Origin of the sequence: Xanthomonas sp. 10-10, from assembly GCF_040182365.1 — a bacterium.
Lineage (GTDB): Bacteria > Pseudomonadota > Gammaproteobacteria > Xanthomonadales > Xanthomonadaceae > Xanthomonas > Xanthomonas arboricola_F.
Map to the genome: position 1 here is coordinate 4,361,255 of NZ_CP144460.1, position 23,398 is coordinate 4,384,652.

Sequence of the window (23,398 nt, forward strand, 5' to 3'; positions counted from 1 at the left end):
GCGTGCATTTGCACGCGCTTTTTTTATGCGTCGGCCGCACTGCCCGCCTTCCCCGGCGGCGCCAACAACTGCCGCAGGTCCTTCACAAAGCCGCGATAGCCTTCCTCGCGCGCCACGTCGGTGCCTTGCCGCAGCACCCAGGACGGATGCACGGTCGCCAGTACCGGCGTGCCGTCGTCCAGCCGTTGCCATTGCCCACGCTGCTGCATCAAGCGAAAACCCGCCCCCAGCACCGCCTGCGCTGCGGTCGCTCCAAGACAGACGATCTGCGCGGGCCGCAGCTGCGCACGCTCGGCCTGCAGCCAACCATTGCAGGCCTGCACATGCGCACGCTCGGGATTGCGATGCAGGCGGCGCTTGCCGCGCTGTTCGAAGCGAAAATGCTTGACCGCATTGGTCACGTAGAGCGCCTTGCGGTCCACGCCCAGCTCGCCGAGCGCCATGGTAAACAGACGCCCGGCCGGGCCCACGAACGGACGCCCGCTCAGATCCTCTTCGTCGCCGGGTTGTTCGCCGATGACCATCACCGACGCGTCGTCCGGCCCTTCGCCGAACACCGTCTGCGTGGCTGGCTGCCACAGCTCGCAGCGACGACAGTCGCGCGCCGCCGTGCGCAACTGCGCCAGGCTTTGCGTTGCAACGTCCAACACAGGCGCGGGCGCCACCGGCAGGCGCCGCCGTACCGGCTCGGGCGCACGCTCGGCCATCTCGCGCACCCGCACACCGGCCTCGCGGATCAACTCCGGAAGCAGCGCCGCTTCGGGCAGGTTTTTCCAGTATTTCTGCGGCATTTCCTGCCGCATCATGGTGGGGTTGAGCCGCGCGGGATTGAAGATATGCGCGTAGTACGTGCGCCATAAGGTTTCCTGCGCGTCGTCGGCAGGCACCTGCGAACGCACCGCACCATCGCCGAACGACAACGCCTCACCATCCCAACGCACGCTGCGGTAAGGCGTGAGGATCGCCCACTGCATGCCGGCAAAGCGTCGCGCGAAGAACGGCGCCACCCGATCCACGATGCAGTGCTCGGGTTCGAACCAGGCGACGAACGCCTCTTCTTCCCCGGGCAGGCGGCGAAAGCGCACAAACGCCTTCATCTTGTGCGTGTCGCGCTGCACGGCCTTTTGCCACTGTGCAAGCCGGTGCACATCCGCATCGGTGGCGCGCTCCAGCAGCGCCTTCTCACCCGAAGCGATTCGCCACAACAACCGGTACAGCACCGCATGCCGCTGCGGATCGCGATGGCACAGCACCGACTCAGCCAGCTGCATGAAGTCCGCCGACACCCGTGGTGGCGGCACGCTCACCGGCAAATCCAGCAGCCCCTGCCCCATCAATAACCCGCCCTGCGCACCACCGTTCCATGCCACATCGTCCGGCTCTACCTGCGCGCACCATCCCGCCCGCGCCAGCGTGCGCCATGCTTCGAAACTCCACGGTGGTTCGACCTCAGCGCTGAACATCATCACACCTGACCTGAAGAGTTCCGATCCAGCCGTCGCTTCGCCGCCGGCCCTTCGCTTGCGTTTTGCATCGTTGTTGCTGTCTTTGCAGTTGGCACTGCTGTTATCGCGTTGCCGCTTTCCAGCCATTGATTTTGCTCCAACACCTCGCTTGGAGCGAACCGACCACCACAACGGTGCGTGACCGCACAGATGCGCTGTCTGGATGCAGCGAACCTGGGTGCCTTGCCGCGTATAGCGAGAAACATGGGGCACCGGTGCGGCGTCATTGCACCGGATCGCGTCAGGCGACGGCGGTCCTGGCGCAGGGGTTCGGCGGCCTGGATCGTGGAGTGATGAAAGCAACCAGGCACGTCCAGGTCAGGCGCGCGGCCGTCCCCTCATCCGCGCTTCGGGCACCTTCTCCCGATGGGAGAAGGTATAGACATCAATCGAACAAGCTTGCCTGCCGCGGTGCAGGCGCCAACTGCGCCCTCAGTCGAACCGGATCGTCCAAGCGCTGACGTGGATGGTGGTCCAGCACACTCACAAACGGCAGCAGCTTCTTCATCGGTACCCGCAGCCGCGCCAGGTCGCCCACCCGCAACCGCGCATGCCGGCGCGACAACAGCAGCCGCTCCACATTACGGGTGCCCAGACCGGGCACCCGCAACAGCATTTCGCGCGGCGCCACATTCAGATCCACCGGAAACCGCTGCGGATTGCGCAGCGCCCAGGCCAGCTTGGGGTCCACATCCAGATCCAGCATGCCGTTGGACTGGGCAGGCGCGATTTCTTCGACCGAAAACTCGTAGAACCGCAGCAACCAATCGGCCTGATACAAGCGGTGCTCGCGCTGCAGCGGCGGCGCCTGCAACGGCAACTTGGACGAGGCATCCGGGATCGGGCTGAAGGCCGAGTAATACACCCGGCGCATGCGGTAGTTTCCATACAGGTTGTGGCTGGTGTCCAGGATGCTGCGGTCGTTGGCATCGTCGGCGCCGACGATCATCTGCGTGCTTTGCCCGGCCGGCGCAAAGCGGGGCGGCTTGGCCCGGCGCACCTTTTCTGCCTTGCGCTCCAGCTGGTTTTCTTCGATGCGCCAACGCAGCTCGCCCATCGCCGATCGAATGCCGCCGACGCTTTTCTCCGGCGCCAGCAAGGTCAGGCCCTGCTCGGTCGGCAACTCCACATTGATACTCAGCCGGTCGGCATAGCGGCCGGCCGCAGCCAGCAGCTCGGGCGCGGCGTCGGGAATGGTCTTGAGATGGATGTAGCCGGCAAAGCGGTGCACCTCGCGCAGCTGCCGCGCCACTTCCACCAGCTGCTCCATGGTGTAGTCGGAGTTGCGGATGATGCCGCTGGACAGGAACAGGCCTTCGATGTAATTGCGCTTGTAGAAATCCAGCGTCAGCGTGACCACTTCTTCCGGCGTGAAGCGCGCGCGGCGCACATTGCTGGACACGCGATTGACGCAGTAGGCGCAGTCGAAGATGCAGAAGTTGGTCAACAGGATCTTCAGCAGCGACACGCAGCGGCCATCGGGCGTGTACGAGTGACAGATGCCCATGCCCTCGGTACTGCCGATCCCGCCCGTCCCCAGCGAATTGCGCTTGTTGGCACCGCTGGAGGCGCAAGAGGCATCGTATTTTGCGGCGTCGGCAAGGACGGCGAGCTTGTCGAGGATTTTCACGCGAGCAGCATGCAGCCAAGGCGTCTCAGCCTATGAGACTGCACCGCAGCCTATCGTGAATGCTTCAGAGCGCTGCGGTGTAGCGATGACGCCGTTAGCGTGGTGCCAAGGCGGTGCCGTCATCGCAGCAGGGCCGCCACGATGACGGCACCGCCCCAACGACCGGATCAGGCCGCAATCGCCGCATCGCCGTCGAAGCGATACAGGTCCATCGCCAGGAAGCCTCCGTCGATGCCGGCGTCGATCCGCTGCGCTCCGAGGTGGACGCTGCCTGCCGCGCCCATCGCGACATACAGCGGCAACAGGTGCTCGTCGCTGGGATGCGCGCGCTCGGCATACGGCGCCTTGCGGCGATAGTCGAGCAACGCGGCGATGTCGTTTTCCAATAGTTTGCGTTCGGTCCATTCGATGAAGGGCCGTACGTACGGCGCCTCGCGCTCGGCGCTATACCCATGGCGGGCATCGTGCAGGTTGTGGGTAATGCTGCCCGAGCCGATCACCAGCACGCCCTCGTCGCGCAGCGGCGCCAATGCGCGCCCAACCGCAAACTGGTGCGCAGGGCCAAGCTCGGGCTGGATGGACACCGACACCACCGGGATGTCGGCCGCCGGGTACAGCAAGCGCAGCGGCACCCACACCCCGTGGTCGAAGCCGCGTTGCGGGTCCAGCTGCGGATGCAGGCCGGCCTGTTCCAGCCGCCGGGTGATCTGCTGCGCCAGCGCAGGCTCGCCGGGGGCGGGATACTCCAGCTCGTACAACGGCGCAGGGAAACCGCCGAAGTCGTGGATGGTGGGAGGCAGCGCCGCACCGCTGACCAGCGGGCGACGGCCCAGCCAGTGTGCCGTGGCGACGACGATCGCGCGCGGCCGCGGCAAGAGCTGACGCAGTTGTTCCAGACGCAACCCGACCTGGCCGGGCTGCAACGCCGTCATCGGCGATCCGTGCGAGATGTACAGCGATGGCAGGCGGCTCATGCGTGGCTCCTTGAAATGACCGACATCAGCGCGCCGGCTTCAGCGCGAATGCGCCATCGCCCAATAGCGACTGCACGACCAGCAACACCGCCCACAGCGCCGGGTACTCCCAGCCGCCACCGGGGTTGGAAAAACCGAATCCGTTGGCGCCATGCACGCTGACGATGGTGCCCAGCAGCAGTGGTACGCCCAGCAGCGCCGTCCAGCGCGCGTAGACGCCCAGCAGCAGCGAAAGGCCCAGGCCCAGTTCCAGCACCATGCTGAGGTAGGCCAGCGCCCCGGGCAGACCCAGCGACTGGAAGTAAGCCACGGTGCCGGCCGGGGTGAACACCAGCAGCTTGGTCAGGCCATGCACCAGGAACAGCACGCCCAGGCTGATGCGCAACAGCGCCGCGCCATAGGCGGCCGTGCGCGGGATTGCGGGGTAATCGGACATGACGGGACTCCATAGACGACGAGCACAGCCTATTCCCTACAGAAATCTGATAAATACGTCGGAATCGGATAATTTATTGCACTGAAAGAAACAATCGGAGCGCCGATGGATACCCTCGATGCGATGCGCGTGTTCACGGCGGTGGCCGAACGCAGCGGCTTCAGTGCCGCAGCCGATGCGCTGGGCCGCTCCACCGCCAACGTCACCCGCCAGGTGGCCGCGCTCGAACAACGCCTGGGCACGCGCCTGCTCAACCGCACCACGCGGCGGGTCAGCCTGACCAGCGCCGGCACCGCGTATTACCAGCGGTGTCTGCAGCTACTGGCCGATCTGGACGACCTGGAAGCCACCATCGGGGCGCAGGCGCTGGAGCCGTCCGGGCTGCTGCGGGTCAATGCACCGGTGAGCTACGGGATCGAGCGGCTTGGGGCGCTGCTGCCCGGCTTTCGCGCACGCTACCCGCAGGTGGACCTGGACCTGTCGTTATCCGATCGCCTGGTCGACATGGTCGAAGAGGGCTTCGATGTCGCCATCCGCATCACCCGCCAGCCGGCGCCGATGCTGATCGCGCGGCAACTGGGCAAGGTACGGCTGCTGACCTGCGCATCGCCCGCCTATCTGGCGCGCGCCGGCACGCCGAAGCACCCGTCCGATCTGGCCGGTCACGAATGCCTGCTCTACCACTATTCGCCCAGCGGCGACGAGGTGCGCTTCCACGGGCCGGACGGCGATGTCGAGGTACGCATCCACGGCGGGCTGCGCGCCAACAACGGGCATGTGCTCAATGCGGCAGCGTTGGCCGGCCAGGGCATCGTGATACAACCGGACTTCCTGGCCGATGCGCATATCGCCAGCGGCCGCCTGCTGCGCATCCTGCCCGAGTACGAACTCGGCGAGATCGGCATCTTCGCGGTATACGCCAGCCGCAGCCATCTGGCGCCGAAGGTGCGCAGCTTCATCGACTACCTGCTCGAATGTCTGGCCGGGCCGGCGGCCGGCTAAACGCATTGGCAATATGCGGCAGCAGCCGTCAGTGGGGGTGCAGGGCGCGCTCGGCAGCGGAATGTGCGGGCGATCCCTGGTGCACCAACTGCACAGCCGCGCCCGTCTGGTGGCTATGCGGTCGGTGCATTGGTCACCCCCAAGCGGCCCCGGCAACAGTTCGTCCCGCACGTGGTCATTCATCTGTCGCGGCCGGTGTGCGCACAATCGGGCTCCCCCTTCAGCAGGAGCGTCCATGAGCAAGATCGCCATCGTGTATTTCAGCGGCTACGGCCACACCGTCAAGCAGGCCGAAGCCGTGCATGCAGGGGCCGCCAGTGTCGGCGAGGCCACGCTGTACCGCATCGACCAGGACGGCAACCTGCCCGACGACGCCTGGGAGGCGATCGGCGCCGCCGACGCGATCATCTACGGCAGCCCCACCTACATGGGCGGGCCGGCCTGGCAGTTCAAGAAGTTTGCCGATGCCAGCTCCAAGCCGTGGTTTGCGCAGGCATGGAAGGACAAGGTCGCCGCCGGCTTTACCAATTCCGCGTCGGTGAATGGCGACAAATACGCCACCATCCAGTATTTCTGGACCTTGTCGCAGCAGCACGGGCAGGTCTGGATCGGCACCGGTCTGCCGCCGTCCAATACCAAGGCGCACGGGCCGCAGGACGTCAACTGGACCGCCGGCTGGGGCGGCGCGCTGGCGATCTCGCCGTCGGACGCATCGCCGGAAGAAGCCCCGCGCAGTGGCGATCTTGAAACCGCCAGGCTGCTCGGCAAGCGCGTGGCCGAGTTCGCCAGCAAGCTCAAGGCCTGATCGAAGCGCACCCCAACCCGCGCAGATCGGCAGCCTTGGCCTGCCGATCTGCGCGGGTGGTGCGTGATGGCATGGGCCACATCGCGCTAACGCGCGCCACGCCATTCTCCCCGCCTACCTCGCTGCACGGAGCCCCCACCATGCAAACCCGCACGCTTGGCCGTTCCGGCCCCACCGTTTCCGCCCTCGGCCTTGGCTGCATGGGCATGAGCGCGTTCTATGGCGATCGTCGCGATGAGGCGACCTCGATTGCGGTGATCCATCGCGCGCTCGACCGCGGCATCAGCCTGCTCGACACCGCCGACATGTATGGCCCGCATACCAATGAAGTACTGGTGGGCAAGGCGATCGCATCGCGCCGGCACGAAGTGTTTCTGGCTACCAAGTTCGGCATCAAGCTCGACCCCAACGACCCGTCGGTGCGCGGCATCGACGGCAGCCCGGCCTACGTGCAGTCCGCCTGTGACGCCAGCCTGCGCCGTCTTGGCGTGGAGCACATCGATCTGTACTACCAGCACCGCGTGGATCCCAACGTGCCGATCGAAGACACCGTCGGTGCGATGGCACGTCTGGTCGAACAGGGCAAGGTGCGCTTTCTCGGGTTGTCGGAAGCAGCCGCAGCCACCATCCGCCGTGCGCATGCCGTGCACCCGATCACCGCGGTGCAGACCGAATACTCGCTGTGGTCGCGCGAGCCGGAAGACAACGGCGTGTTCGCCACCGTGCGCGAGCTCGGCATCGGCTTCGTGCCTTATTCGCCGCTGGGCCGCGGCTTCCTCACCGGCGCGTTCTCATCGCCCGACGACTTCGAGGCCGACGACTACCGCAGGCATTCGCCGCGTTTTCAGGGCGACAACTTCACCCGCAACCTGCAGCTGGTGGCGCAGGTCAAGGCAATCGCCTCCGACAAGGGCATCACGCCCGGGCAGCTGGCGCTGGCGTGGGTGCTGGCGCAGGGCCAGGACCTGATCCCGATTCCCGGCACCAAGCGTCAGGCCTACCTGGACGAGAACATCGCCGCACTGGATGTGGCGTTGATGCCCGACGAGCTGGCGCGCATCGATGCGATCTTCCCGGCGCAGGCCGCGGCCGGCACGCGTTACCCCGAAGCGATGATGGGCGCGCTCAACCGCTGAGCGGTGACCGCGTGGCCGCAGCGCACGCTGCGGCTACGCGCTGGCTAGCGAAAGCATGCTTGCATAGTGATGCCCCCGAAGATTTGGAGCGGCAGACATGCGTGCATCGCCCCGACAGGAGCCTCCGGCCGAGCACGGCGTGAGCGTGCCGGCTGCATGCACTCACGCCCCCGCATCGCGGCTGCTTGCACACTCGGCGCACCATCGCTCATCCCGTGCCCACACCACGCTCCCATGCTGTCTTTCGTGATTCCCGCCCATGACGAGGCTGCGCTGATCGGCCAGACGCTGCAGTGCCTGCACGCCTGTGCGCAGGCAATGCAGCTGGACTACGAAGCGATCGTGGTGGCCGATGCCTGCGAGGACGCCACCGCACGCATTGCGCGCGACAACGGCGCACAGGTACTGGAAGTACAGCTGCGGCATATCGCCGCCACCCGCAACGCCGGCGCGCAAGCCGCACGCGGCGAGCGCCTGCTGTTTCTGGATGCCGACACCCTGATCAACCCGCAGGTCGTCGGCGCCGCACTGGCCGCGCTGGATGCCGGCGCGGTGGGAGGTGGTGCGCAAGTACATCTGCAGGGCGAGCGGGTGTGGTTCGAACGTGCAGCGCAGGCCGCATTCGGCTGGTTTTTCCGCGTCGCCGGCATCGCGCCAGGGTGCTTTCTGTTCTGCACGCGCGTGGCCTTCGTCAGTGCAGGCGGCTTCGATACGCAGTACTACGCTGGCGAAGACGTCGCCTTGAGCCGCGCGCTGGCACGCTGCGGGCGCTTCGTGATCCTGCGCCAGACCGTCCACACCTCCGACCGCAAGCTGCGCAGTTTTTCCAAGCGCGAGCACCTGGGCCTGCTGTTGCGATTTGTGTGGCGCGGGCGCCGCATGCTGCAGACCCGCGATGCGCTGGGCTTCTGGTATCAGCGACGGCGCTGAACCGAGCGTGTCCGCAGCGCGCCAGGAGGCGGCGACACCTGCCCTCAAACCGGGACGTGGCTGCACATGCCACTTACACTGCGGTCCTTGTTCCTGGTTTCCGAGTTGCGCCGCATGGCTTCCTTGCACCGCCCTGTCCTGATCGCTGCCATGGCTGCCGCGGCATTGACCACCGCAGCCTGTCACCGCGATGGCGTGGCGCCGGCGGCCGACACGCGCACCACCCCCGCCCCCAGCACGCCCAAGCTGGGTGATTTCGGCTTCGATATGGCGGGCATGGATCGCAGCGTGGCGCCGGGCGAGGACTTCTTCAGTTATGCCAGCGGCAACTGGGTCAAGACCACGCAGATTCCCGACGACCGCTCCAGCTTCAACAGCTTCGTCAGCATCGCCATCGACACCGAGCGCCACAGCCGCGACATCATCGAAGGCGCTGCGGCCAACGACCGCGTCACCGGCGAAGACAAGCAGATCGGCGACTATTACGCCGCCTACATGGACGAAGCCAGTATCGAGACCAAGGGCGTGCGGCCGGTGCAGCCGGAGCTCGACGCCATTGCGCAGCTGGAAGACAAGCAGGCGCTGGCACGCACCCTGGGCGGGCAGCTACGCGCCGATGTGGACCTGCTCAACTCGACGAATTTCTACACCGACCGTCTGTTCGGCCTGTGGGTGTCGCAGGATCTGCACAACCCCGACCGCTACGCGCCGTACCTGGTGCAAGGCGGCCTGGGCATGCCCGAGCGCAGCTTCTACCTGGACGGCGGGCGCATGGCGCAGCTGCGCGAGGCCTACCGCGCCCACATCGTCAAGGTGCTGGACCTGGCCGGCATCGACGATGCCCAGGCCAAGGCCGAGCGCATCCTTGCCCTGGAAGTGGCCATCGCGCGCGTACACGCCACGCCCGAGCAGACCAACAATGTGCAGGCGGGCGCAAATGCCTGGAAACAGGCCGATTTCGCACGTAATGCGCCGGGCCTGGAGTGGGCGCTGTTCTTCGACGCCGCCGGCCTGAGGGCGCAGCAGGACTTCATCGTCTGGCAGCCGCAGGCCGTACGCGGGCTGTCGGCGCTGGTGAAATCCGAACCGCTTCAGACCTGGAAGGACTATCTGCGTTTCCGCGCGCTGGATCGTGCATCGCCGTATCTGTCCAAGGCGTTTGCCGATGAGCGGTTTGCGTTCTACGGCACTACGCTGGAAGGCACACCGCAGCAACGCCAGCGCTGGAAGCGCGGAATCGACGCGACCAACGCCGCCTTGGGCGAAGCGGTGGGCAAGCGCTACGTGCAGAAATATGTCAGCGCGCAGACCAAGGCCCGCGCCGAAGAGATGGTCAAGAATCTGATCACCGCATTCGGCAAGCGCATCGACGCGCTGGAGTGGATGACTCCGGAGACCAAACGGCATGCCAAGGCCAAGATCGCCGGATTGACGGTGGCGGTGGGCTACCCGGACAGCTGGCGCGACTACAGCGCGCTCGACGTGCGTCGCGACGATCCGCTGGGCAACGTGGAACGCGCCGGTCTGTTCGAGTATCGCCGCAACATCGCCAAGCTGGGCAAGCCGGTCGATCATCGCGAGTGGTACATGTTGCCGCAGGAGGTCAATGCGCTGAATGTGCCGTTGGAAAATCGCCTGATCTTCCCCGCCGCGATCCTGCAACCGCCGTTCTTCGACCCGGCTGCCGACGATGCGGTGAACTACGGCGCGATCGGCGCGGTGATGGGGCACGAAATCAGCCACAGCTTCGACAACATGGGCGCGCTGTTCGACGAACACGGCGAGCTGCACAATTGGTGGACGCCACAGGACCTGAAGAAATTCGAGGCTGCCGGCAATGCGCTCGCAGCGCAGTTCAGTGCGTACAAGCCGTTCGACGATCTGAGCGTCAACGGCAAGCTGACGCTGGGCGAGAACATCGCCGACGTTGCCGGCCTGGCCACCGCGTACGACGCCTACCAGCTGTCGCTGCAGGGCAAGCAACCGCAGACCATCGATGGTTTCAGCCCGGACCAGCGCTTCTTCCTGGGGTTTGCGCAGGCCTGGCGCGGCAAGTACCGCGACGTCGCGCTACGCAACGCCGTGCTCACCGACGTGCACGCACCCGGACGCTTCCGCGCACAGACCGTGCGCAATCTCGATGCCTGGTATCCGGCGTTCAATGTGCAGCAGGGCGAGCTGTTGTATCTGCCGCCGGAGCAGCGGGTGCGGATCTGGTAGCTGGTGCCTGGCAGTGATGGCTGGCGCGTGTGACGCACAGCGGGATCCATGGGCTGGAGTACTTTCTCTACCGTACCCTCACCCCACCTCTCGCGCCGGGAGAGGGGCTTGAGAGCAGGATTTGGCGAGGGTCTCGACGCACGCAGCGGGCTGGCCCCTCTCCAGCCGTGAGAGGGCCTGGGGTGAGGGTACGGCCACATCGCGCACTATTCCGCGCGCCACGCCACCGCCCTGCACACCAGGCAGGCACCCCCACTCATCGCTCTCCAGGCCACTGCAGCAACATCGCCGGTGGCAACTGCATGCGCCTGCAGGCACGGGCCGATAGCCCATCGCGCAATGCGGTGCGGAACAACGGCGACAAGCTGCGCAGCAGCCGGGCCGATGCCCGTGCCTGCACGCGCTGGGTGGTGCTGCGGCCCAGCATGTCGCTGGCCCAGCCCGGCAGCAACGCAGTGCCGGCGCCGAGGAAGACGCCGCGCGACAGCCCTGCCGCAGGCACAGGCAGCTCGATGCCGGTGAGAACATCAAGCACTTCGCGCGAGCGTGCGTCCATGCGCAACTCGCCACGCAGCGACGCAAAATACGCGTCCACCGCGGCTTCGCTGGCGGGCACGTCGGCGGCGCCCAGCGCTTCGGCCACGCGTCGCGCTTCGTCGTAATAGCGGTCGGCGATCGCGCCAGGCACATCGCGGCAATAGCGCCGGCAGCCCTGCAGAAAACCGTAGGCTTCGGTCACATGCACCCAGGTCAGCAGCGCCGGATCGTTGGCTTCGTAAGGCACGCCGTCGGCGGTGTGACCACGGATATGCGCGTGAATGCGCCGCACGCGCGCGATCAGCTGCTCGGCTTCGGCCTGCGGCGCGTAGGTCGTGCCGGCCACGAAGTTGGTGGTGCGCCGCAGCCGGCCGACCAGGTCGGCGCGGAAGTTGGAATGGTCGTAGACCCCGGCCAGCGCGCGCGGGTGCAGCAGTTGCAGCATCAAGGCGCACAAACCGCCGGACAGCATGCCGGGAAATTCGGAGTGCACGCGCCAGGTGACGCTGTCGGGCCCGAAGATCCCGGGGTCGCCCAGCGGCCGATCGTATTCGATGGTGCTCTGGCCACGCGGAAACGCGCCCAGCACCCAGCGGCGGATCTGTTCGGCGGCGGGGGCAGTGAGGGTACGCAGGACGGCAGACATGCGGCGATGATACGGGTGCGCCTGTACGACCATGTCAGCGCAGCTGCGGTTGGCGCAGGCGCTTCATCCGCCGATCCGCGCAGGCAGGCCACCGCGTTTCTCGCAGTCGGGCCGGCCGGCGCGTCTATGCGATCGAAGCGCCGGCAGGGCGCTGAACAATCGCCAGCGTGGAGGAGCTGAAGCGAAAGGATGCCGACACACGAATGGCACGGCGGTGGCGCCGGCGCTTCGCTGGCCGATCTCATCCGCACGGACGCCAGGGTCCAACCCATCGCCACCCAAGTCGGTCGTGCACGTGACCACCGCACTCCCAGGTGTGCAGTGCAGCAAGACTGGCCACCCGACGCACGCGCGATCTGGCGCCATCGCGCCCAAACCAGCTGAATTCAGCGTTTTGTGCACGGTTGCGCAACTTTGCGCGGCGACAGGTTCGCATCAGGCATTGCCATGCACGGCGAAAGTGCTAGAACTAGAGCCGTCCGATATCGGCCATGCATTGCACGGCACGTCGGTCGCTCCAAGGGCCCCGGCCACCGCCGGTGCAGCAAGTCGTTCGTACCAGCCATCCGTCAGGAGCTTGTCATGATCGCTTTGTTCCAGGGTTTAGGCCTGCTATTGCAGGACAACGCACTCCATCGGCGCTCCTTCGACGAACAGGTCGTCTACTGGCGCGACAAGACCGACACCCAGCTCGACGAAGAACTCGACCTGCTCAAGGTGGCCAAGAAACAGTGGGTGATCGCCTCGATCATCGGCTGGCAGGCCATTTCCCTGGTACTGCTGGGCGTGATCACCCACCAGCTGTGGCAAAACGACTATCACCTGACTTTCAGCCGGGTGGTGATCATCTTCACCTCGTGGGCGTCGATCCTGTTCGTCATGTGGTACATCGCCGACCTGTTCGACCACAGCGCCGGTTTCGAGCGGTGGTTGCGCGCCTTTAACAGCCGCGCGCGGGTGACCCCGGATGCCGACTCGGTCGAGTGCGTTGCCGACGCGCTGGACATGACGCGCCGCTACCCGGAAGTGCTGCGCTACAAGCAGGAAGTGACCTCCAGGCGCGAGCTGCGCCACGAGGACATCGTCAACATGCGCGAGATGGGCCGCTTGCGCCGCTACACCGAACTGCTGCGCGATCTGGACCGTTTCGATGGCGCGCCACGGCTGGTGGCCAACTCCTGAAGCCGTGGACACGGATCACTTACCAGGATGCCCGCTTCGAATGCAAACGGCCGATGGAGTTCAATCGGCCGTTTGCATCTCAACACCGACACCTCACTCTGATCCGGACGCACGCTGGGTCCGTCGCGTCGCTGTGTCATCGCCTTGCGTGAGCCGTTTAGGCAGGAATCGAATGACGCGGCGGCGCCAGCGTGTTCGAACGACTAGAACGCAATCACACGGACAGGGCCTGCAAACTCATCGGACAGAAGCTCCGCCAAGAACACCGCATCCTCCAGAGACTCGTCGGGACCATGCGCCGCTGTAAGCATGAAGTACGGTGCCGAGCCATCTCCCACGCACAGGTCATCGATCCGGTCCTCGATGCGCTCGGCATCGACGCCGACCACACCGACGTAGGTGACCCCTTCCGCGATCCAGTCGGCGACCAGGGCGGCCAGCCCTGGCTGTTCGTCGTGCAGTGAATGCAGAACGATCTTGCGCGGATTCGGCATTGCGGTTTAAGCCAGCTGCGCAGCCCCACTCAGGCCCGCGCAACCGCCTGTTCCACCGACGGGGTACGCCAGCCGCTGCGCACGCCCCAGATGTAGAACACCGCGCCGACTGCAGCGACCACCGCCAGGTCGGTGCCATAGCTCAGGTAGCCATGGCCGCCGAAATCGCTGCTGCCGGCCCAGGACAGCAGCGCGATCACCGGCAGGTAGCAGATCATCCAGGCCGCGCCCTTCAAGTTGCGGCGCAGGTCCGGCCAGCCCTGCTTGGCCTGGTAGTAGCAGTACACCGGCAGCGCCACGACCATCAGCAGGATGATCTCGCCGGTCAGCGGCCAGCGCGCCCAGTACAGCAGCTCGGTGGCCATCACGAAGGCCACCCCGGCCAGCACCGGCAGCGCGGCGATGCGCAGCGGGCGATGCAGCTCCGGTGCGTGGCGACGCAGCGCCATCGCGCTGATCGGGCCGGTGAGGTAGGAAATGATCGTCGCCACCGAGATCACCGCCGCCAGCGTGCCCCAGCCGCGGAAGAAGAACAGGAACACGAACGACACCGCCAGGTTGAAGAACATCGCCATGCGCGGCACGCCCCAGACCGGGTGCAGCTTGCCCAGCACGGCCGGCATGGTGCCGTTCTTTTCCATGCCGTAGACCATGCGTGCGGTGGTCGCGGTATAGGTGATGCCGGTGCCGCTGGGGCTGACGAAGGCATCGATGTACAGCAGCATCGCCAGCCAGTGCAGGTTGACGATGATGGCCAGCTCGGCGAACGGCGAACGGAAATCGATGCCGTGCCAGCCAGCCTTGGCCAGCAGATCCGGCGGCACCGCGCCGATGTAGGCCACCTGCAGGATCACGTAGACCACCGTGGCCAGCGCGATCGAACCCAACACCGCGAACGGAATGCTGCGGCCCGGGTTGCGCGCCTCGCCGGCCAGGTTTACCGGGCTCTGGAAGCCGTTGAAGCTGAAGACGATGCCGGCAGTGGCCACCGCGGTGAGCACCGCGGCCAGGTCGATCACGTGCGCATCGCCATGGATGCCGACGCTGAAGTTCTCGCTGTGGAAGCCGCTGGCGATCAAGGCCACGCCGGTCGCCGCCGGCACCACCAGCTTGAACACGGTGATCAGCGTATTGGAGCGCGCGAACAGCTTGACGCTCCAGAAATTGAGGAAGAAATACACCAGCACCAGCACCGCCGAGATCAGCAGGCCGGGCACCGACAATTCCCCCGCCCCGCCGGGTGCCTGCACATACAGGCCCTGCGCCCAGGCCCATGGCCAGGACGCCATGTACTGCACCGAGGCCTCGGCTTCGACGGGAATGACCGAGACGATCGCGATCCAGTTCGCCCAGCCGGCGATGAAGCCCACCAGCGAGCCGTGCGAGTAATGGCTGTAGCGCACCATGCCGCCGGATTCGGGAAACATGGCGCCCAGCTCGGCATAGGACAGCGCGATGGTGGTGATGATCGCCGCGCCCAGGATCCAGGCCCAGATCGCACCCGGACCTGCCAGGCCGGCTGCGCGCCAGGCGCCGAACAGCCAGCCGGAGCCAATGATCGAGCCCAGCCCGGTGAGCATGAGCGCAAAGGGGCCGACGTCGCGGCGCAACGAATGTTCGGACATGAGAGCCTGGCAGTGAGGGCGCCGTGAACCGGCAACAAGCCGGCAATGATCGCAGAAGCGACCGCTTGCCGTCAGTGCGTATTCAGTCTCAGCGCGACGCTACCGGGCGGCGACGCGCCTCTCGGTGCGGCTGCCGCAGATCTTCCGGCCGCCGCGATCCGCGACGACAGCGGGCATGGACTAACCCTGGCACCGGGCAGTGGGCGCATCGCGGCCCACGCAGGTGTGCGCCGCCGCCGGAAGGCCGTGCAGCGCACGGACCTGGCCGGGCAGCAGCGCGAAGCTGTCCAAGGTCTTGCGCGCACACACCGGCGCCGGCGTGCCGCCGCTGGCGCTGGCAGCCGGGCAGCGTTCTTCATAGATCAGGTAATGGCACTGGCCGCTGCTGCTGGCCAGGCAATGCACATTGGTCTCGGCATCGGTGACCTGGGTCTTGCTGAAGAGCAGGTCGCGGCCATCGCTGGTGGCGCGGGTGATCGAGGTGGTGCCGTTGCGTTCGTGGCAGCCGGCCAGGGCGAGCAGGCAGTAGACCAGGGAGGCGATCAGGCGCATGGAGGCAGTCCTTTCGTGTCGATGCGGGATGGGGGAGATCAGGGGGATTACATGCCGCGGAACAAGGTCATGAACGGCTGGCTGACGGTGAGCGTTTCGCTGCGCCCGCGCAGTGCCAGCCGGCCCTTGCCGGTGTCCTCGCGCACCACCGAGGCGACCGCCTTCATGTTGACGATGGTGGAGCGATGGATCTGCTTGAACACCTGCGGGTCCAGCACGTCGAGCAACTCGCGCAGCGGCGTGCGCAGGATCGCCTCGCCGGCGGCCGTCATTACCGTGGTGTATTTCTGATCGGCCTGGAAATACGCCACCTCATCCACTGCGATCAGGCGCGTCTCGCGGCCGCTGCTGGCGGTGAGCCAGGCCAGTGGCGGCGCGGCACCGGGCGCTGCCGGGCGTGCGGACAGGCGCTGCAGGAGCGTCTCCAGCAGGCCGCTGTCCGGCTGACCGGCGGCGGCGCGTTGCTGCACGCGTTGCCAGGTGGCCTGCAGGCGGTCGCGGTTGATGGGCTTGAGCAGGTAATCCACCGCACCGTGTTCGAACGCATCGATGGCGTACTGATCGTAGGCGGTGACGAAGACCACCTGCGTGCGCGGGCTGACCTCGCGCATCGCACGTGCCACCTCGATACCGGTGAGGCCGGGCATGCGGATATCCAGAAACACCACATCCGGTTGCTGGGTGGCGATGGTGTCCAGCGCGCTGGCCCCGTCTTCGCATTCGCCCACCACTTGCAGCTGCGGACACACCTCGGCCAGCAGCGCGAGCAAGGACTGCCGCAGCAACGCTTCGTCCTCGGCAATCACCGCACGCAGCGCGCTCATGCCTGCACCTGCACGGCCGTGGCGGCGGCGGCGGGCAGCGGCGGCGGGCGCGGCCCGTCCGGTTGCGCCGGCAAGGGCAGCGTGATCGTGGCAGCCACGCCGCTGGGGAAATTGGACACGATGGCAAAGCTGGCGGCGCCGGCGTAGATCAACTGCAGCCGTTCGCGCAGGTTCTTCAGGCCGATGCCGGTGCCATGGCTGTGGGTGTTGAAGCCCTGGCCGTCGTCGGCCACGGTCAGCGTGGCCTGGCGCTCGTCCAGGCGGCGCGCCAGGATCCACACCGTGCCACCACCGGGCTTGGGTTCGAGCCCATGTTTGATGGCGTTTTCCACCAGCGTCTGCAACATCATCGACGGCAGCTGCAGGCTGCGCAGTTCGTAGGGCACTTCGACCTGCAATGCCAACCGCGCGCCCATGCGGATGCGCAGGATTTCCAGATAGGCCTGGGTACGTTCGAGTTCTTCGCCCAAGGTAGAGGTGGCATCGTCCGCACTGGGCAGCGAGCGGCGCAGGTACTGGATCAAGTGCCCGATCATGATGTCGGCGCGCGGCGGGTCGGTGCGCGCCAGTACCTGGGCGCTGGCCAGCGTGTTGTAGAGAAAGTGCGGTTCGACCTGCGCATGCAGCAGGTTCAAGCGCGCCACGGCCAGCTCCTTCTCCATCACCGATTGCTCGGCGGCGGCCTGCTCGTCGCGACGTTGCTCGCCGACCCGGCGCACCACCGCGCGATTGATCGCCTCGGCGTTTTCGAAGTTGCTGCCTTCGTCCACCGCAAACAGGTCCACCCAGGCGCCGGCATCGGGCTCGCACAACACGGTGACGCTGCTGGTGCCCTGCCCCGGCGCAATCGTCACCAGCACCTGGTTGTGGGTGATGGCAAAGCGCGCAAACAGATTCCAGCGCGAGGGCTTGCGGCCTGCATACGGATCGATGCGGCGGATCTTGGCGCGGATCAGCAGGCTGCCGGGCGCGCTTTCGATGTCCTGTACGCGCGGCAATGCGCGCACCGCCTCTTCCACCACCGCAAAGCTGGCCTGCACCTCCAGCGGCACCTCGATCTGCCGACGCTGGCGGGTGGACAAGGTGGCGTGATCCAGCCGCCCGGCGATCAACCGAACCCGCCGTACATGCGTGATTGCACTCATCAAGGCCAGCGCCAGCAGCACGATGCTGATCAGGCTGAAGAACGCACCGACCGAGTCGAACAGCTGCGCCCACATGATGCTGGCCACCACCAACGCGGCGGCCCAGGCGAACACGATACGCACGATCAGAAAGACGCTGGCAGACACAGGCGGCAACTCGTCGGAGATGGGACGGGAGCGAGCATAGCCGCCGCACGCCACTGCGAAAGCCCCTGGCGACGAATGGCCCCCAGCGCCACCTCAAATGCCGGGATCGCAGGACGAAACCCGACCTGGCCGGTCGGCAGGGTGGGTCCTGCGCGGTATGCTCGCCAGAGCCAGGCAACCGGACGCTCACCTGGTGGCCGTGCGCCATGCGGCCGAGCACGCTGTGCTGCCAGCGGCGATGCGTTAGCCTCGGCCGGCACCGCCGTGTTGCCGCGGGACGCCGGCGCCGCTCCCATCGCAACGGGTCGCCCCACCTCCACATCACCTCGCAGGAGTCGCATGCATCGCCGTCATTTTCTGCACAGCGCAGGCCTTGCGCTTGCGGCCGCTTCGACCGGCAGTTGGGCTGCCACCGGCAAGGCTGCCATCGCGCCGTCCACCGCGTTGCCGGCATCCGACGCGCTGCCACTGCCGTTCGCTACCGCGCCTGCACTGGCGCCGATCCGCGCAGCGGTCGATCGCATCATCGCCATCGATGGCTGCACCCGTCCGTTCCGTGCGCAAGGCCCGCGCATCGAGGCAGAACGCATCGGGCGCAAGACGGTGGTGCACAACTACGGGCACGGCGGCAGCGGCTGGTCGTTGTCGTGGGGCGCAGCCGAACACGCATTGCGACTGGTGCGCGCGGCCGATGCCACCGTGCGCGAGCTGGCGGTGATCGGCTGTGGCGCAATCGGGCTGACCACGGCGGTGGCTGCCCAGCGTGCCGGCCTGCGCGTACGCATCTATGCGCGCGAGCGGCTGCCGGACGTGCGCTCGTTCTATGCCACCGGCGTGTGGTCGCCGGACTCGCGCGTCTGCACCAGCGATCACGCCAGCGCCGACTTCAAGACGCGCTGGGAAGAAATGGCGCGGATCTCCTTTCGCCGGTATCAGACCCTGCTTGGCTTGCCCGGCGAGCCGATCGAGTGGCGCGATGGCTACGCGCTGTCGGATGTGCCGTTCGATCAGGCGGTCGCCTCGGCAGAAGCGCACGAGCCGGACTACCCGCCACTGGAGCGCACGCTGCTGCGTGACCTTGGCCCGCGCTCGCAAGCGCTGGCCGCCGGCAGCCATCCATTCCCGGTGCCGTTCGTGCGTCGCTACGGCCAACTGACTTTCAACATCAGCGCGTATTCGCGGCTCTTGCTGCAGGATTTTCTGCAGGCCGGCGGCGAACTCCATACGCGCGACTTCGACCACCCACGTCAGTTCGCCGACCTGCGCGAGAAAATCGTGGTCAATGCCACCGGCTACGGTGCGCGTGCGCTCCTGGGCGACGACAGCGTGATTCCGGTGCGCGGCCAGACCGCACGTCTGATCCCGCAGCCGGAGGTGACCTACGGGCTGGTCTGGCGCGGCCACAATCTCAATGTGGTGCCGCGTCGCGATGGCTTGCTGGTGCAGGCGCAGGGCAGCAACGACTTCAACAACGCCGATGCCGCGCCCGATCGTGCGGCATCGGAAGCGGCAGTGCGCACGCTGGCGCAGTTGTTTCCGACCACCTGAGCAAGGCGGGTTGTCGCAGCGCCATGCGTTGCGCCCCCCAAACGCTCACCCATCGCCGAGTGAGGCGTTCAAGGCAACGGCCAATGCGGCATCGCCATTGACCAGCGCGTCCCACCGCAGACTCACGCCCTTGCGCTTGCCTTTCTCCACCAGCTTCAGGCCGTCGGGGTCGATGATCAACGTATAGGCCTGGTCGCCGATCTGCAGTTCGCGACGTAACGGTTTATCCAGCGGCGTCATATGACCTCTCATGCGGGCGTACGAACTGCGTTGTAGCGCATCGGTCTGCACCGCATGCACACGCCGTGCCCACATGTCTGCCACCGCGGTGTGCTGCCCGCGCGCGGCCATCGGTATCTCGGCAAGACCGGATCCCTGGTAACGCCGCTGCGTATCCGCGCGACCCGGCGCAGGCGAACGCGGCGCTCTCCCACGCAGCAACCACTGCCAGCCGGCGCGGTGCACGCGGACTGGCGCTCGCGTGAGCGATGCGTGTACGCAGGGCCTTATGGCACAGGTCGTTCTCGCACCGGGATCACCCTACCCACCGATAGCGCTAACACTCGCAGGACTAGCTTGGCGATCACGCGGTAACGGCCTGACGCAAGCTCGCCATCCCACCGGGAGATCGCGCGCCAGGAAGAATCGTGCTCGCGTTGTATCGAACGCGAACAACCAGAACGCGTCGCCGCCCAGCGGTGATCGCCACGTTTCAAACCTCTGACCAACACCAGGAACCACCCATGCCGATCAAGACTGTCGAAGAACTCTTCATCCACGAGCTGTCGGATATCTACAGCGCCGAAAAGCAGCTGACCAAGTCGCTGCCGCGCCTGGCACGTGCGGCGACCGAACCGAAATTGAAAAGCGCCTTCGAAACCCATCTGGAAGAAACCCTGGGCCAGATCGAACGCATCGACCAGGTGGTCGATGTGCTGGGCATCAAGCTCAAGCGCATCAAATGCGCGGCAATGGAAGGCCTGGTCGAGGAAAGCCGCGAGGTCATCGAAGAAATCGAAGCCGGCCCGGTCCGCGATGCCGCGCTGATCGGCGGGGCGCAGAAGGTGGAGCATTACGAAATCGCCTCCTACGGCACCATCGCGGCGATGGCCAGGCAACTCGGCTATGCCGATGCACTGCCGCTGCTGCTGGCAACGCTTGAAGAAGAAAAAGCCACCGATGAAAAACTGACCCTGCTGGCAGAGCAAGGCGGCAACCAGAAGGCGGCCAAGGCCAGCAAGGCTGCCTGATCCACTGCGCAGCACGTACCGCCCAGCACAGGCCCGCAGCCATGCGGGCCTTTTTTTAAGCCAACGCCTCATGTCTGCACGCCCGCAAAGGCGGCGTAGTCGCAGGGCGCCAGCCAAGGACTACTTCATGTTCATGCATAACAAGCGTTTGATGTACACCGTCCGCGTCGCCGCGCCCAATCCGGAGCTGGCGACGCTGATGCTCGAGCAGTTCGGCGGCCCGCAAGGCGAGCTTGCCGCCGCGATGCGCTACTTCACCCAGGCGTTGGGCGAAAGCGATCCTGGCCGCAAGGACTTGTTGTTCGATATCGCCACCGAAGAACTCAGCCATCTGGAGATCATCGGTTCGATCATCGCCATGCTCAATCAGGGACCGAAAGCGGTGCTGTCCGAGGGCATGGAAGAGGCCATGGACATGCGCAGCATGACCCAGAACAGTACCAGCCATACCCAGCAGATCCTGTATGGCGGCGGGCCGGCGCTGGTGAACTCGGCCGGCACGCCGTGGACGGCTGCGTATGTGGATTCGATCGGCTGTCCGACCGCCGACATGCGCTCCAACATCGCCGCCGAGGCGCGTGCCAAGCTGGTCTACGAGCGCCTGATCACCGTCACCAGCGACCCCGGCATTGTCGATGCCTTGCGCTTTCTGATGACACGCGAAGTGGCGCATCAGAAGTCGTTCGAAAAGGCGCTGTATGCGATCGAGCCGAACTTCCCGCCGGGCAAGCTGCCGGGCGATCCGCGTTTCACCGATATCTACTACAACATGTCCCAAGGCGAAGGCGACATGGTCGGCCCATGGAATTCCGGCGAGCAGTGGGAGATGGTGGCCGACCGCGACGAACAGGCTTGCGTGGATGGCGGCGACGGCACCGCCTCGGTGGAGCTGGATGCAACCCAGGCCAGGGCGGTGGCGGCCATGTCGCAACGGCTGATGTCCAATCCAGAGTTGGACCGCGTCACCGGTGCGGATCTGGGCGCGGGCCCGGGTGCCGGTTCGACGACCGGCGACATCCAGCGCTGAATCGGGTGGGCGCCACGGCGCCCATCTTCGGGTAGCCACCGGCGCGACAATGGAGGCTGTCCGCTGCACCGATAGCGGGATCCGGTTCCGGCATCTGGCATCCGGCGTTATCGATCCACGGTGTCCTGCGGCGGCGCATCGTCCGGCGCCTGACGCGCCTGCTCCTGCGCACGCTCCTGCTCGCCCAACTGATTGAGCAGGGCGGTCGCCGACTGATGCGCCGTGCGCAGCGTCTCCATCGGCTTGGAGGTGTCGCCACGCAAGGCATACAGCGCAAAGCCCATCACGTTGAGACGGTTGCGCAGCTGATGCAGCAGCTCGCGCTGCCGCCCCTGCGATGCAGCATCGTTCACTACGCGTCCTTGTCGCTCAGTCGGTTGTGCAGTGTGCGCACGCTGATCCCCAACTCGCGTGCCGCCGCCTTCTTGTTGAAGCGCGTCCGGGCCAGGGCCGATTCGATCATGGCGTCCTCGGCCTGCCGCATGGTCCAGCCGGCCGGAATCAGCAAGCCGTCTTCAGCGGCCTGCGGCACGGTCTGCTCCACATCCGGCGCGGTCAGCAAGTCGCCGTCCGAGCGCAGATACAGGTAGTGGATGAACGAGCGCAGCTCGCGCACATTCCCGGGCCAGGTGTGATACGCCAGATAGCGCAGCAGCGACTTGGTCGGCAGCTTGCGCTTTCCGTACTTGACGTTGAGCTCGTCGATCACGCGCAGCCCCAGCACCCGCGCATCGCCGCGGCGTTCGCGCAGCGCCGGTACCTGGATCGGATACTCGTTGAGGCGGTAGAACAAATCCTCGCGCAGCACGGCATGCTCGCGCTGCACGTGCTGATGCGTGGCGGCGACGACGCGCGCATCCAGCGGAATCTCTTCGTTGCCGCCGACGCGCATGAAACTGCGCGACTCGATCGCCCGCAGCAGATAGACCTGCAGCCGCTTGGGCATCTCGCCGATCTCATCCAGAAACAGCGTGCCGTCGGCGGCCTGTTCCAGAAACCCGGCGTGCCGACGATCGGCGCCGGTGAAGCTGCCGCGTTCGTGGCCGAACAGCTGGCTGGCCAGCAACTCTTCCGGGATTGCGCCGCAGTTGACCGACACGAAGCGACCGCGACGGCCGGATACCCGGTGGATGGCGCGTGCGACCAGATCCTTGCCGGTGCCGGTTTCGCCGGTCACCAGGACATTCAGATCGGTCGGCGCCACGCGCACGATGTCCTTGCGCAGCATCACGATGCTGTCGCTGTTGCCGATGATGCCCAGGTTGCCCTGCTGCGCTTCGCGCAGGCCGCCGAGCACACGCTCCAGCCGCTCCGGCGCAAATGGCTTGGTCAGGAACTCGCTGACGCCGAACTGCTGCGCACGGCCCTGGGTTTCATGGGCATAGTCGCCCGACACCACCACGATCTGCGGGGTGTGATCCGGGTCCAAGCGTTCGATCAGATCGAAACCGCTGCCGTCGGGCAGTCCGACATCCACGACCAGCAGGTCCGGGAAGTTGCTGTCCAGCCAACGGCTGGCTTCGCCAAGGGTGTGGATACCCTTGGCACGGAAGCCGCTATCGGTGGCCAGTTCAACCACCTGATCGCAGAACTCCACGTCGTCGTCGATGATGGCGCAGGAAAGACGGTCCATGAGCGCTTCTGTCCGCAATGACTAGTACATGTTCAGTTGATAATTGTGACGGCGGCGCGAAAACGCGCCTGCGCATCACCACGAGATTGCACGCTGCAGTCACGACCATCGTGAGCCAACGGCGCCCTTCCCCCAAGTCGAGCTCGCCGT

At 66.2% G+C, this 23,398-nt stretch carries 22 protein-coding genes; 9 read left to right on the forward strand and 13 right to left on the reverse strand.

What is annotated here, in order from left to right; genetic code table 11:
• Nucleotides 1–23: 23 nt before the first annotated feature.
• From VZ068_RS18310 to VZ068_RS18325, 4 genes are all read right to left on the reverse strand, one after another.
• Nucleotides 24–1,463 carry a UdgX family uracil-DNA binding protein gene (locus VZ068_RS18310; protein WP_349657752.1) on the reverse strand — a complete coding sequence of 480 codons (1,440 nt, stop codon included), beginning with the start codon at nucleotides 1,461–1,463 and terminating at the stop codon, nucleotides 24–26.
• A 427-nt stretch (nucleotides 1,464–1,890) separates the two neighbouring features.
• A complete protein-coding gene (locus VZ068_RS18315; RefSeq protein ID WP_349656093.1) occupies nucleotides 1,891–3,135 on the reverse strand; it encodes a putative DNA modification/repair radical SAM protein in 1,245 nt (414 codons plus the stop codon).
• A 167-nt stretch (nucleotides 3,136–3,302) separates the two neighbouring features.
• Nucleotides 3,303–4,109 carry a class III extradiol ring-cleavage dioxygenase gene (locus VZ068_RS18320; RefSeq protein WP_349656094.1) on the reverse strand — a complete coding sequence of 269 codons (807 nt, stop codon included), beginning with the start codon at nucleotides 4,107–4,109 and terminating at the stop codon, nucleotides 3,303–3,305.
• A 25-nt stretch (nucleotides 4,110–4,134) separates the two neighbouring features.
• Nucleotides 4,135–4,545 carry a DoxX family protein gene (locus VZ068_RS18325; RefSeq protein ID WP_349656095.1) on the reverse strand — a complete coding sequence of 137 codons (411 nt, stop codon included), beginning with the start codon at nucleotides 4,543–4,545 and terminating at the stop codon, nucleotides 4,135–4,137.
• 105 nt (nucleotides 4,546–4,650) lie between these two features.
• Here VZ068_RS18325 and VZ068_RS18330 point away from each other — a divergent pair, with 105 nt between their 5' ends.
• From VZ068_RS18330 to VZ068_RS18350, 5 genes are all read left to right on the forward strand, one after another.
• On the forward strand, nucleotides 4,651–5,547 hold the full coding sequence (locus tag VZ068_RS18330; RefSeq protein WP_349656096.1) for a LysR family transcriptional regulator: 897 nt from the start codon (nucleotides 4,651–4,653) through the stop codon (nucleotides 5,545–5,547).
• A gap of 235 nt (nucleotides 5,548–5,782) precedes the next feature.
• The gene (locus tag VZ068_RS18335; protein WP_259156742.1) at nucleotides 5,783–6,352 is read left to right on the forward strand and encodes a flavodoxin family protein; all 570 of its coding nucleotides are present in this window, start codon (nucleotides 5,783–5,785) and stop codon (nucleotides 6,350–6,352) included.
• Nucleotides 6,353–6,492: 140 nt separating this feature from the next.
• Entirely contained in the window at nucleotides 6,493–7,488 is a 996-nt protein-coding gene (locus VZ068_RS18340; protein ID WP_349656097.1) for an aldo/keto reductase, read from the forward strand.
• A 234-nt stretch (nucleotides 7,489–7,722) separates the two neighbouring features.
• Complete coding sequence (locus VZ068_RS18345; RefSeq protein ID WP_349656098.1) at nucleotides 7,723–8,418, forward strand: glycosyltransferase; 696 nt, start codon at nucleotides 7,723–7,725, stop codon at nucleotides 8,416–8,418.
• Nucleotides 8,419–8,568: 150 nt separating this feature from the next.
• A complete protein-coding gene (locus VZ068_RS18350; RefSeq protein ID WP_349657753.1) occupies nucleotides 8,569–10,638 on the forward strand; it encodes a M13 family metallopeptidase in 2,070 nt (689 codons plus the stop codon).
• Nucleotides 10,639–10,894: 256 nt separating this feature from the next.
• On the opposite strand, the gene VZ068_RS18355 is transcribed toward VZ068_RS18350, so the two are convergent.
• On the reverse strand, nucleotides 10,895–11,821 hold the full coding sequence (locus tag VZ068_RS18355) for an oxygenase MpaB family protein (RefSeq protein ID WP_259156748.1): 927 nt from the start codon (nucleotides 11,819–11,821) through the stop codon (nucleotides 10,895–10,897).
• Between the two features lie 582 nt (nucleotides 11,822–12,403).
• Between VZ068_RS18355 and VZ068_RS18360 the strand changes: the two genes are divergently transcribed.
• Entirely contained in the window at nucleotides 12,404–13,003 is a 600-nt protein-coding gene (locus VZ068_RS18360) for a hypothetical protein (protein ID WP_259156750.1), read from the forward strand.
• Between the two features lie 203 nt (nucleotides 13,004–13,206).
• Here VZ068_RS18360 and VZ068_RS18365 read toward each other — a convergent pair whose 3' ends face one another.
• From VZ068_RS18365 to VZ068_RS18385, 5 genes are all read right to left on the reverse strand, one after another.
• Nucleotides 13,207–13,497: a hypothetical protein gene (locus VZ068_RS18365; protein ID WP_349656099.1), complete on the reverse strand. Its 291-nt coding sequence runs from the start codon at nucleotides 13,495–13,497 to the stop codon at nucleotides 13,207–13,209.
• A 29-nt stretch (nucleotides 13,498–13,526) separates the two neighbouring features.
• On the reverse strand, nucleotides 13,527–15,122 hold the full coding sequence (locus VZ068_RS18370; protein WP_259156752.1) for an APC family permease: 1,596 nt from the start codon (nucleotides 15,120–15,122) through the stop codon (nucleotides 13,527–13,529).
• 180 nt (nucleotides 15,123–15,302) lie between these two features.
• Nucleotides 15,303–15,674, reverse strand: a complete 372-nt coding sequence (locus tag VZ068_RS18375) for a hypothetical protein (protein WP_259156753.1) — start codon at nucleotides 15,672–15,674, stop codon at nucleotides 15,303–15,305.
• 47 nt (nucleotides 15,675–15,721) lie between these two features.
• The gene (locus tag VZ068_RS18380) at nucleotides 15,722–16,498 is read right to left on the reverse strand and encodes a LytTR family DNA-binding domain-containing protein (RefSeq protein ID WP_259156754.1); all 777 of its coding nucleotides are present in this window, start codon (nucleotides 16,496–16,498) and stop codon (nucleotides 15,722–15,724) included.
• The gene (locus VZ068_RS18385) at nucleotides 16,495–17,790 is read right to left on the reverse strand and encodes a histidine kinase (RefSeq protein WP_349656100.1); all 1,296 of its coding nucleotides are present in this window, start codon (nucleotides 17,788–17,790) and stop codon (nucleotides 16,495–16,497) included. The genes VZ068_RS18380 and VZ068_RS18385 overlap by 4 nt, the downstream gene beginning before the upstream one ends.
• Before the next feature lie 339 nt (nucleotides 17,791–18,129).
• On the opposite strand from VZ068_RS18385, the gene VZ068_RS18390 reads away from it, so the two are divergent.
• Nucleotides 18,130–19,338: an FAD-dependent oxidoreductase gene (locus tag VZ068_RS18390; protein WP_349656101.1), complete on the forward strand. Its 1,209-nt coding sequence runs from the start codon at nucleotides 18,130–18,132 to the stop codon at nucleotides 19,336–19,338.
• Nucleotides 19,339–19,383: 45 nt separating this feature from the next.
• On the opposite strand, the gene VZ068_RS18395 is transcribed toward VZ068_RS18390, so the two are convergent.
• Complete coding sequence (locus VZ068_RS18395; protein WP_259163216.1) at nucleotides 19,384–19,578, reverse strand: hypothetical protein; 195 nt, start codon at nucleotides 19,576–19,578, stop codon at nucleotides 19,384–19,386.
• Nucleotides 19,579–20,081: 503 nt separating this feature from the next.
• Here VZ068_RS18395 and VZ068_RS18400 point away from each other — a divergent pair.
• Both VZ068_RS18400 and VZ068_RS18405 read left to right on the forward strand, forming a co-directional pair.
• Nucleotides 20,082–20,588, forward strand: a complete 507-nt coding sequence (locus tag VZ068_RS18400; RefSeq protein ID WP_259156760.1) for a ferritin-like domain-containing protein — start codon at nucleotides 20,082–20,084, stop codon at nucleotides 20,586–20,588.
• 127 nt (nucleotides 20,589–20,715) lie between these two features.
• Nucleotides 20,716–21,615 carry a manganese catalase family protein gene (locus VZ068_RS18405; protein WP_259156763.1) on the forward strand — a complete coding sequence of 300 codons (900 nt, stop codon included), beginning with the start codon at nucleotides 20,716–20,718 and terminating at the stop codon, nucleotides 21,613–21,615.
• Nucleotides 21,616–21,722: 107 nt separating this feature from the next.
• Here the strand turns inward: VZ068_RS18405 and VZ068_RS18410 are convergent, their stop codons facing one another.
• Nucleotides 21,723–21,968 (reverse strand): hypothetical protein, encoded by a 246-nt coding sequence (locus tag VZ068_RS18410; RefSeq protein ID WP_349657793.1) that lies wholly within the window; start codon nucleotides 21,966–21,968, stop codon nucleotides 21,723–21,725.
• The gene (locus VZ068_RS18415; protein ID WP_259156768.1) at nucleotides 21,968–23,248 is read right to left on the reverse strand and encodes a sigma-54 dependent transcriptional regulator; all 1,281 of its coding nucleotides are present in this window, start codon (nucleotides 23,246–23,248) and stop codon (nucleotides 21,968–21,970) included. Before VZ068_RS18415 ends, VZ068_RS18410 begins: the two co-directional genes overlap by 1 nt.
• Nucleotides 23,249–23,398: the final 150 nt, after the last annotated feature.

Excerpts from the sequence above, each read along its gene's own strand:
- VZ068_RS18360 (WP_259156750.1), top strand. The coding sequence starts at position 12,404 with ATGATCGCTTTGTTCCAGGGTTTAGGCCTGCTATTGCAGGACAACGCA.
- VZ068_RS18370 (WP_259156752.1), bottom strand. The coding sequence starts at position 15,122 with ATGTCCGAACATTCGTTGCGCCGCGACGTCGGCCCCTTTGCGCTCATG.
- VZ068_RS18335 (WP_259156742.1), top strand. The coding sequence starts at position 5,783 with ATGAGCAAGATCGCCATCGTGTATTTCAGCGGCTACGGCCACACCGTC.
- VZ068_RS18340 (WP_349656097.1), top strand. The coding sequence starts at position 6,493 with ATGCAAACCCGCACGCTTGGCCGTTCCGGCCCCACCGTTTCCGCCCTC.
- VZ068_RS18375 (WP_259156753.1), bottom strand. The coding sequence starts at position 15,674 with ATGCGCCTGATCGCCTCCCTGGTCTACTGCCTGCTCGCCCTGGCCGGC.
- VZ068_RS18350 (WP_349657753.1), top strand. The coding sequence starts at position 8,569 with ATGGCTGCCGCGGCATTGACCACCGCAGCCTGTCACCGCGATGGCGTG.
- VZ068_RS18310 (WP_349657752.1), bottom strand. The coding sequence starts at position 1,463 with ATGTTCAGCGCTGAGGTCGAACCACCGTGGAGTTTCGAAGCATGGCGC.
- VZ068_RS18390 (WP_349656101.1), top strand. The coding sequence starts at position 18,130 with ATGCATCGCCGTCATTTTCTGCACAGCGCAGGCCTTGCGCTTGCGGCC.
- VZ068_RS18400 (WP_259156760.1), top strand. The coding sequence starts at position 20,082 with ATGCCGATCAAGACTGTCGAAGAACTCTTCATCCACGAGCTGTCGGAT.
- VZ068_RS18355 (WP_259156748.1), bottom strand. The coding sequence starts at position 11,821 with ATGTCTGCCGTCCTGCGTACCCTCACTGCCCCCGCCGCCGAACAGATC.
- VZ068_RS18395 (WP_259163216.1), bottom strand. The coding sequence starts at position 19,578 with ATGACGCCGCTGGATAAACCGTTACGTCGCGAACTGCAGATCGGCGAC.
- VZ068_RS18320 (WP_349656094.1), bottom strand. The coding sequence starts at position 4,109 with ATGAGCCGCCTGCCATCGCTGTACATCTCGCACGGATCGCCGATGACG.
- VZ068_RS18405 (WP_259156763.1), top strand. The coding sequence starts at position 20,716 with ATGTTCATGCATAACAAGCGTTTGATGTACACCGTCCGCGTCGCCGCG.
- VZ068_RS18345 (WP_349656098.1), top strand. The coding sequence starts at position 7,723 with ATGCTGTCTTTCGTGATTCCCGCCCATGACGAGGCTGCGCTGATCGGC.
- VZ068_RS18365 (WP_349656099.1), bottom strand. The coding sequence starts at position 13,497 with ATGCCGAATCCGCGCAAGATCGTTCTGCATTCACTGCACGACGAACAG.
- VZ068_RS18380 (WP_259156754.1), bottom strand. The coding sequence starts at position 16,498 with ATGAGCGCGCTGCGTGCGGTGATTGCCGAGGACGAAGCGTTGCTGCGG.
- VZ068_RS18325 (WP_349656095.1), bottom strand. The coding sequence starts at position 4,545 with ATGTCCGATTACCCCGCAATCCCGCGCACGGCCGCCTATGGCGCGGCG.
- VZ068_RS18330 (WP_349656096.1), top strand. The coding sequence starts at position 4,651 with ATGGATACCCTCGATGCGATGCGCGTGTTCACGGCGGTGGCCGAACGC.
- VZ068_RS18415 (WP_259156768.1), bottom strand. The coding sequence starts at position 23,248 with ATGGACCGTCTTTCCTGCGCCATCATCGACGACGACGTGGAGTTCTGC.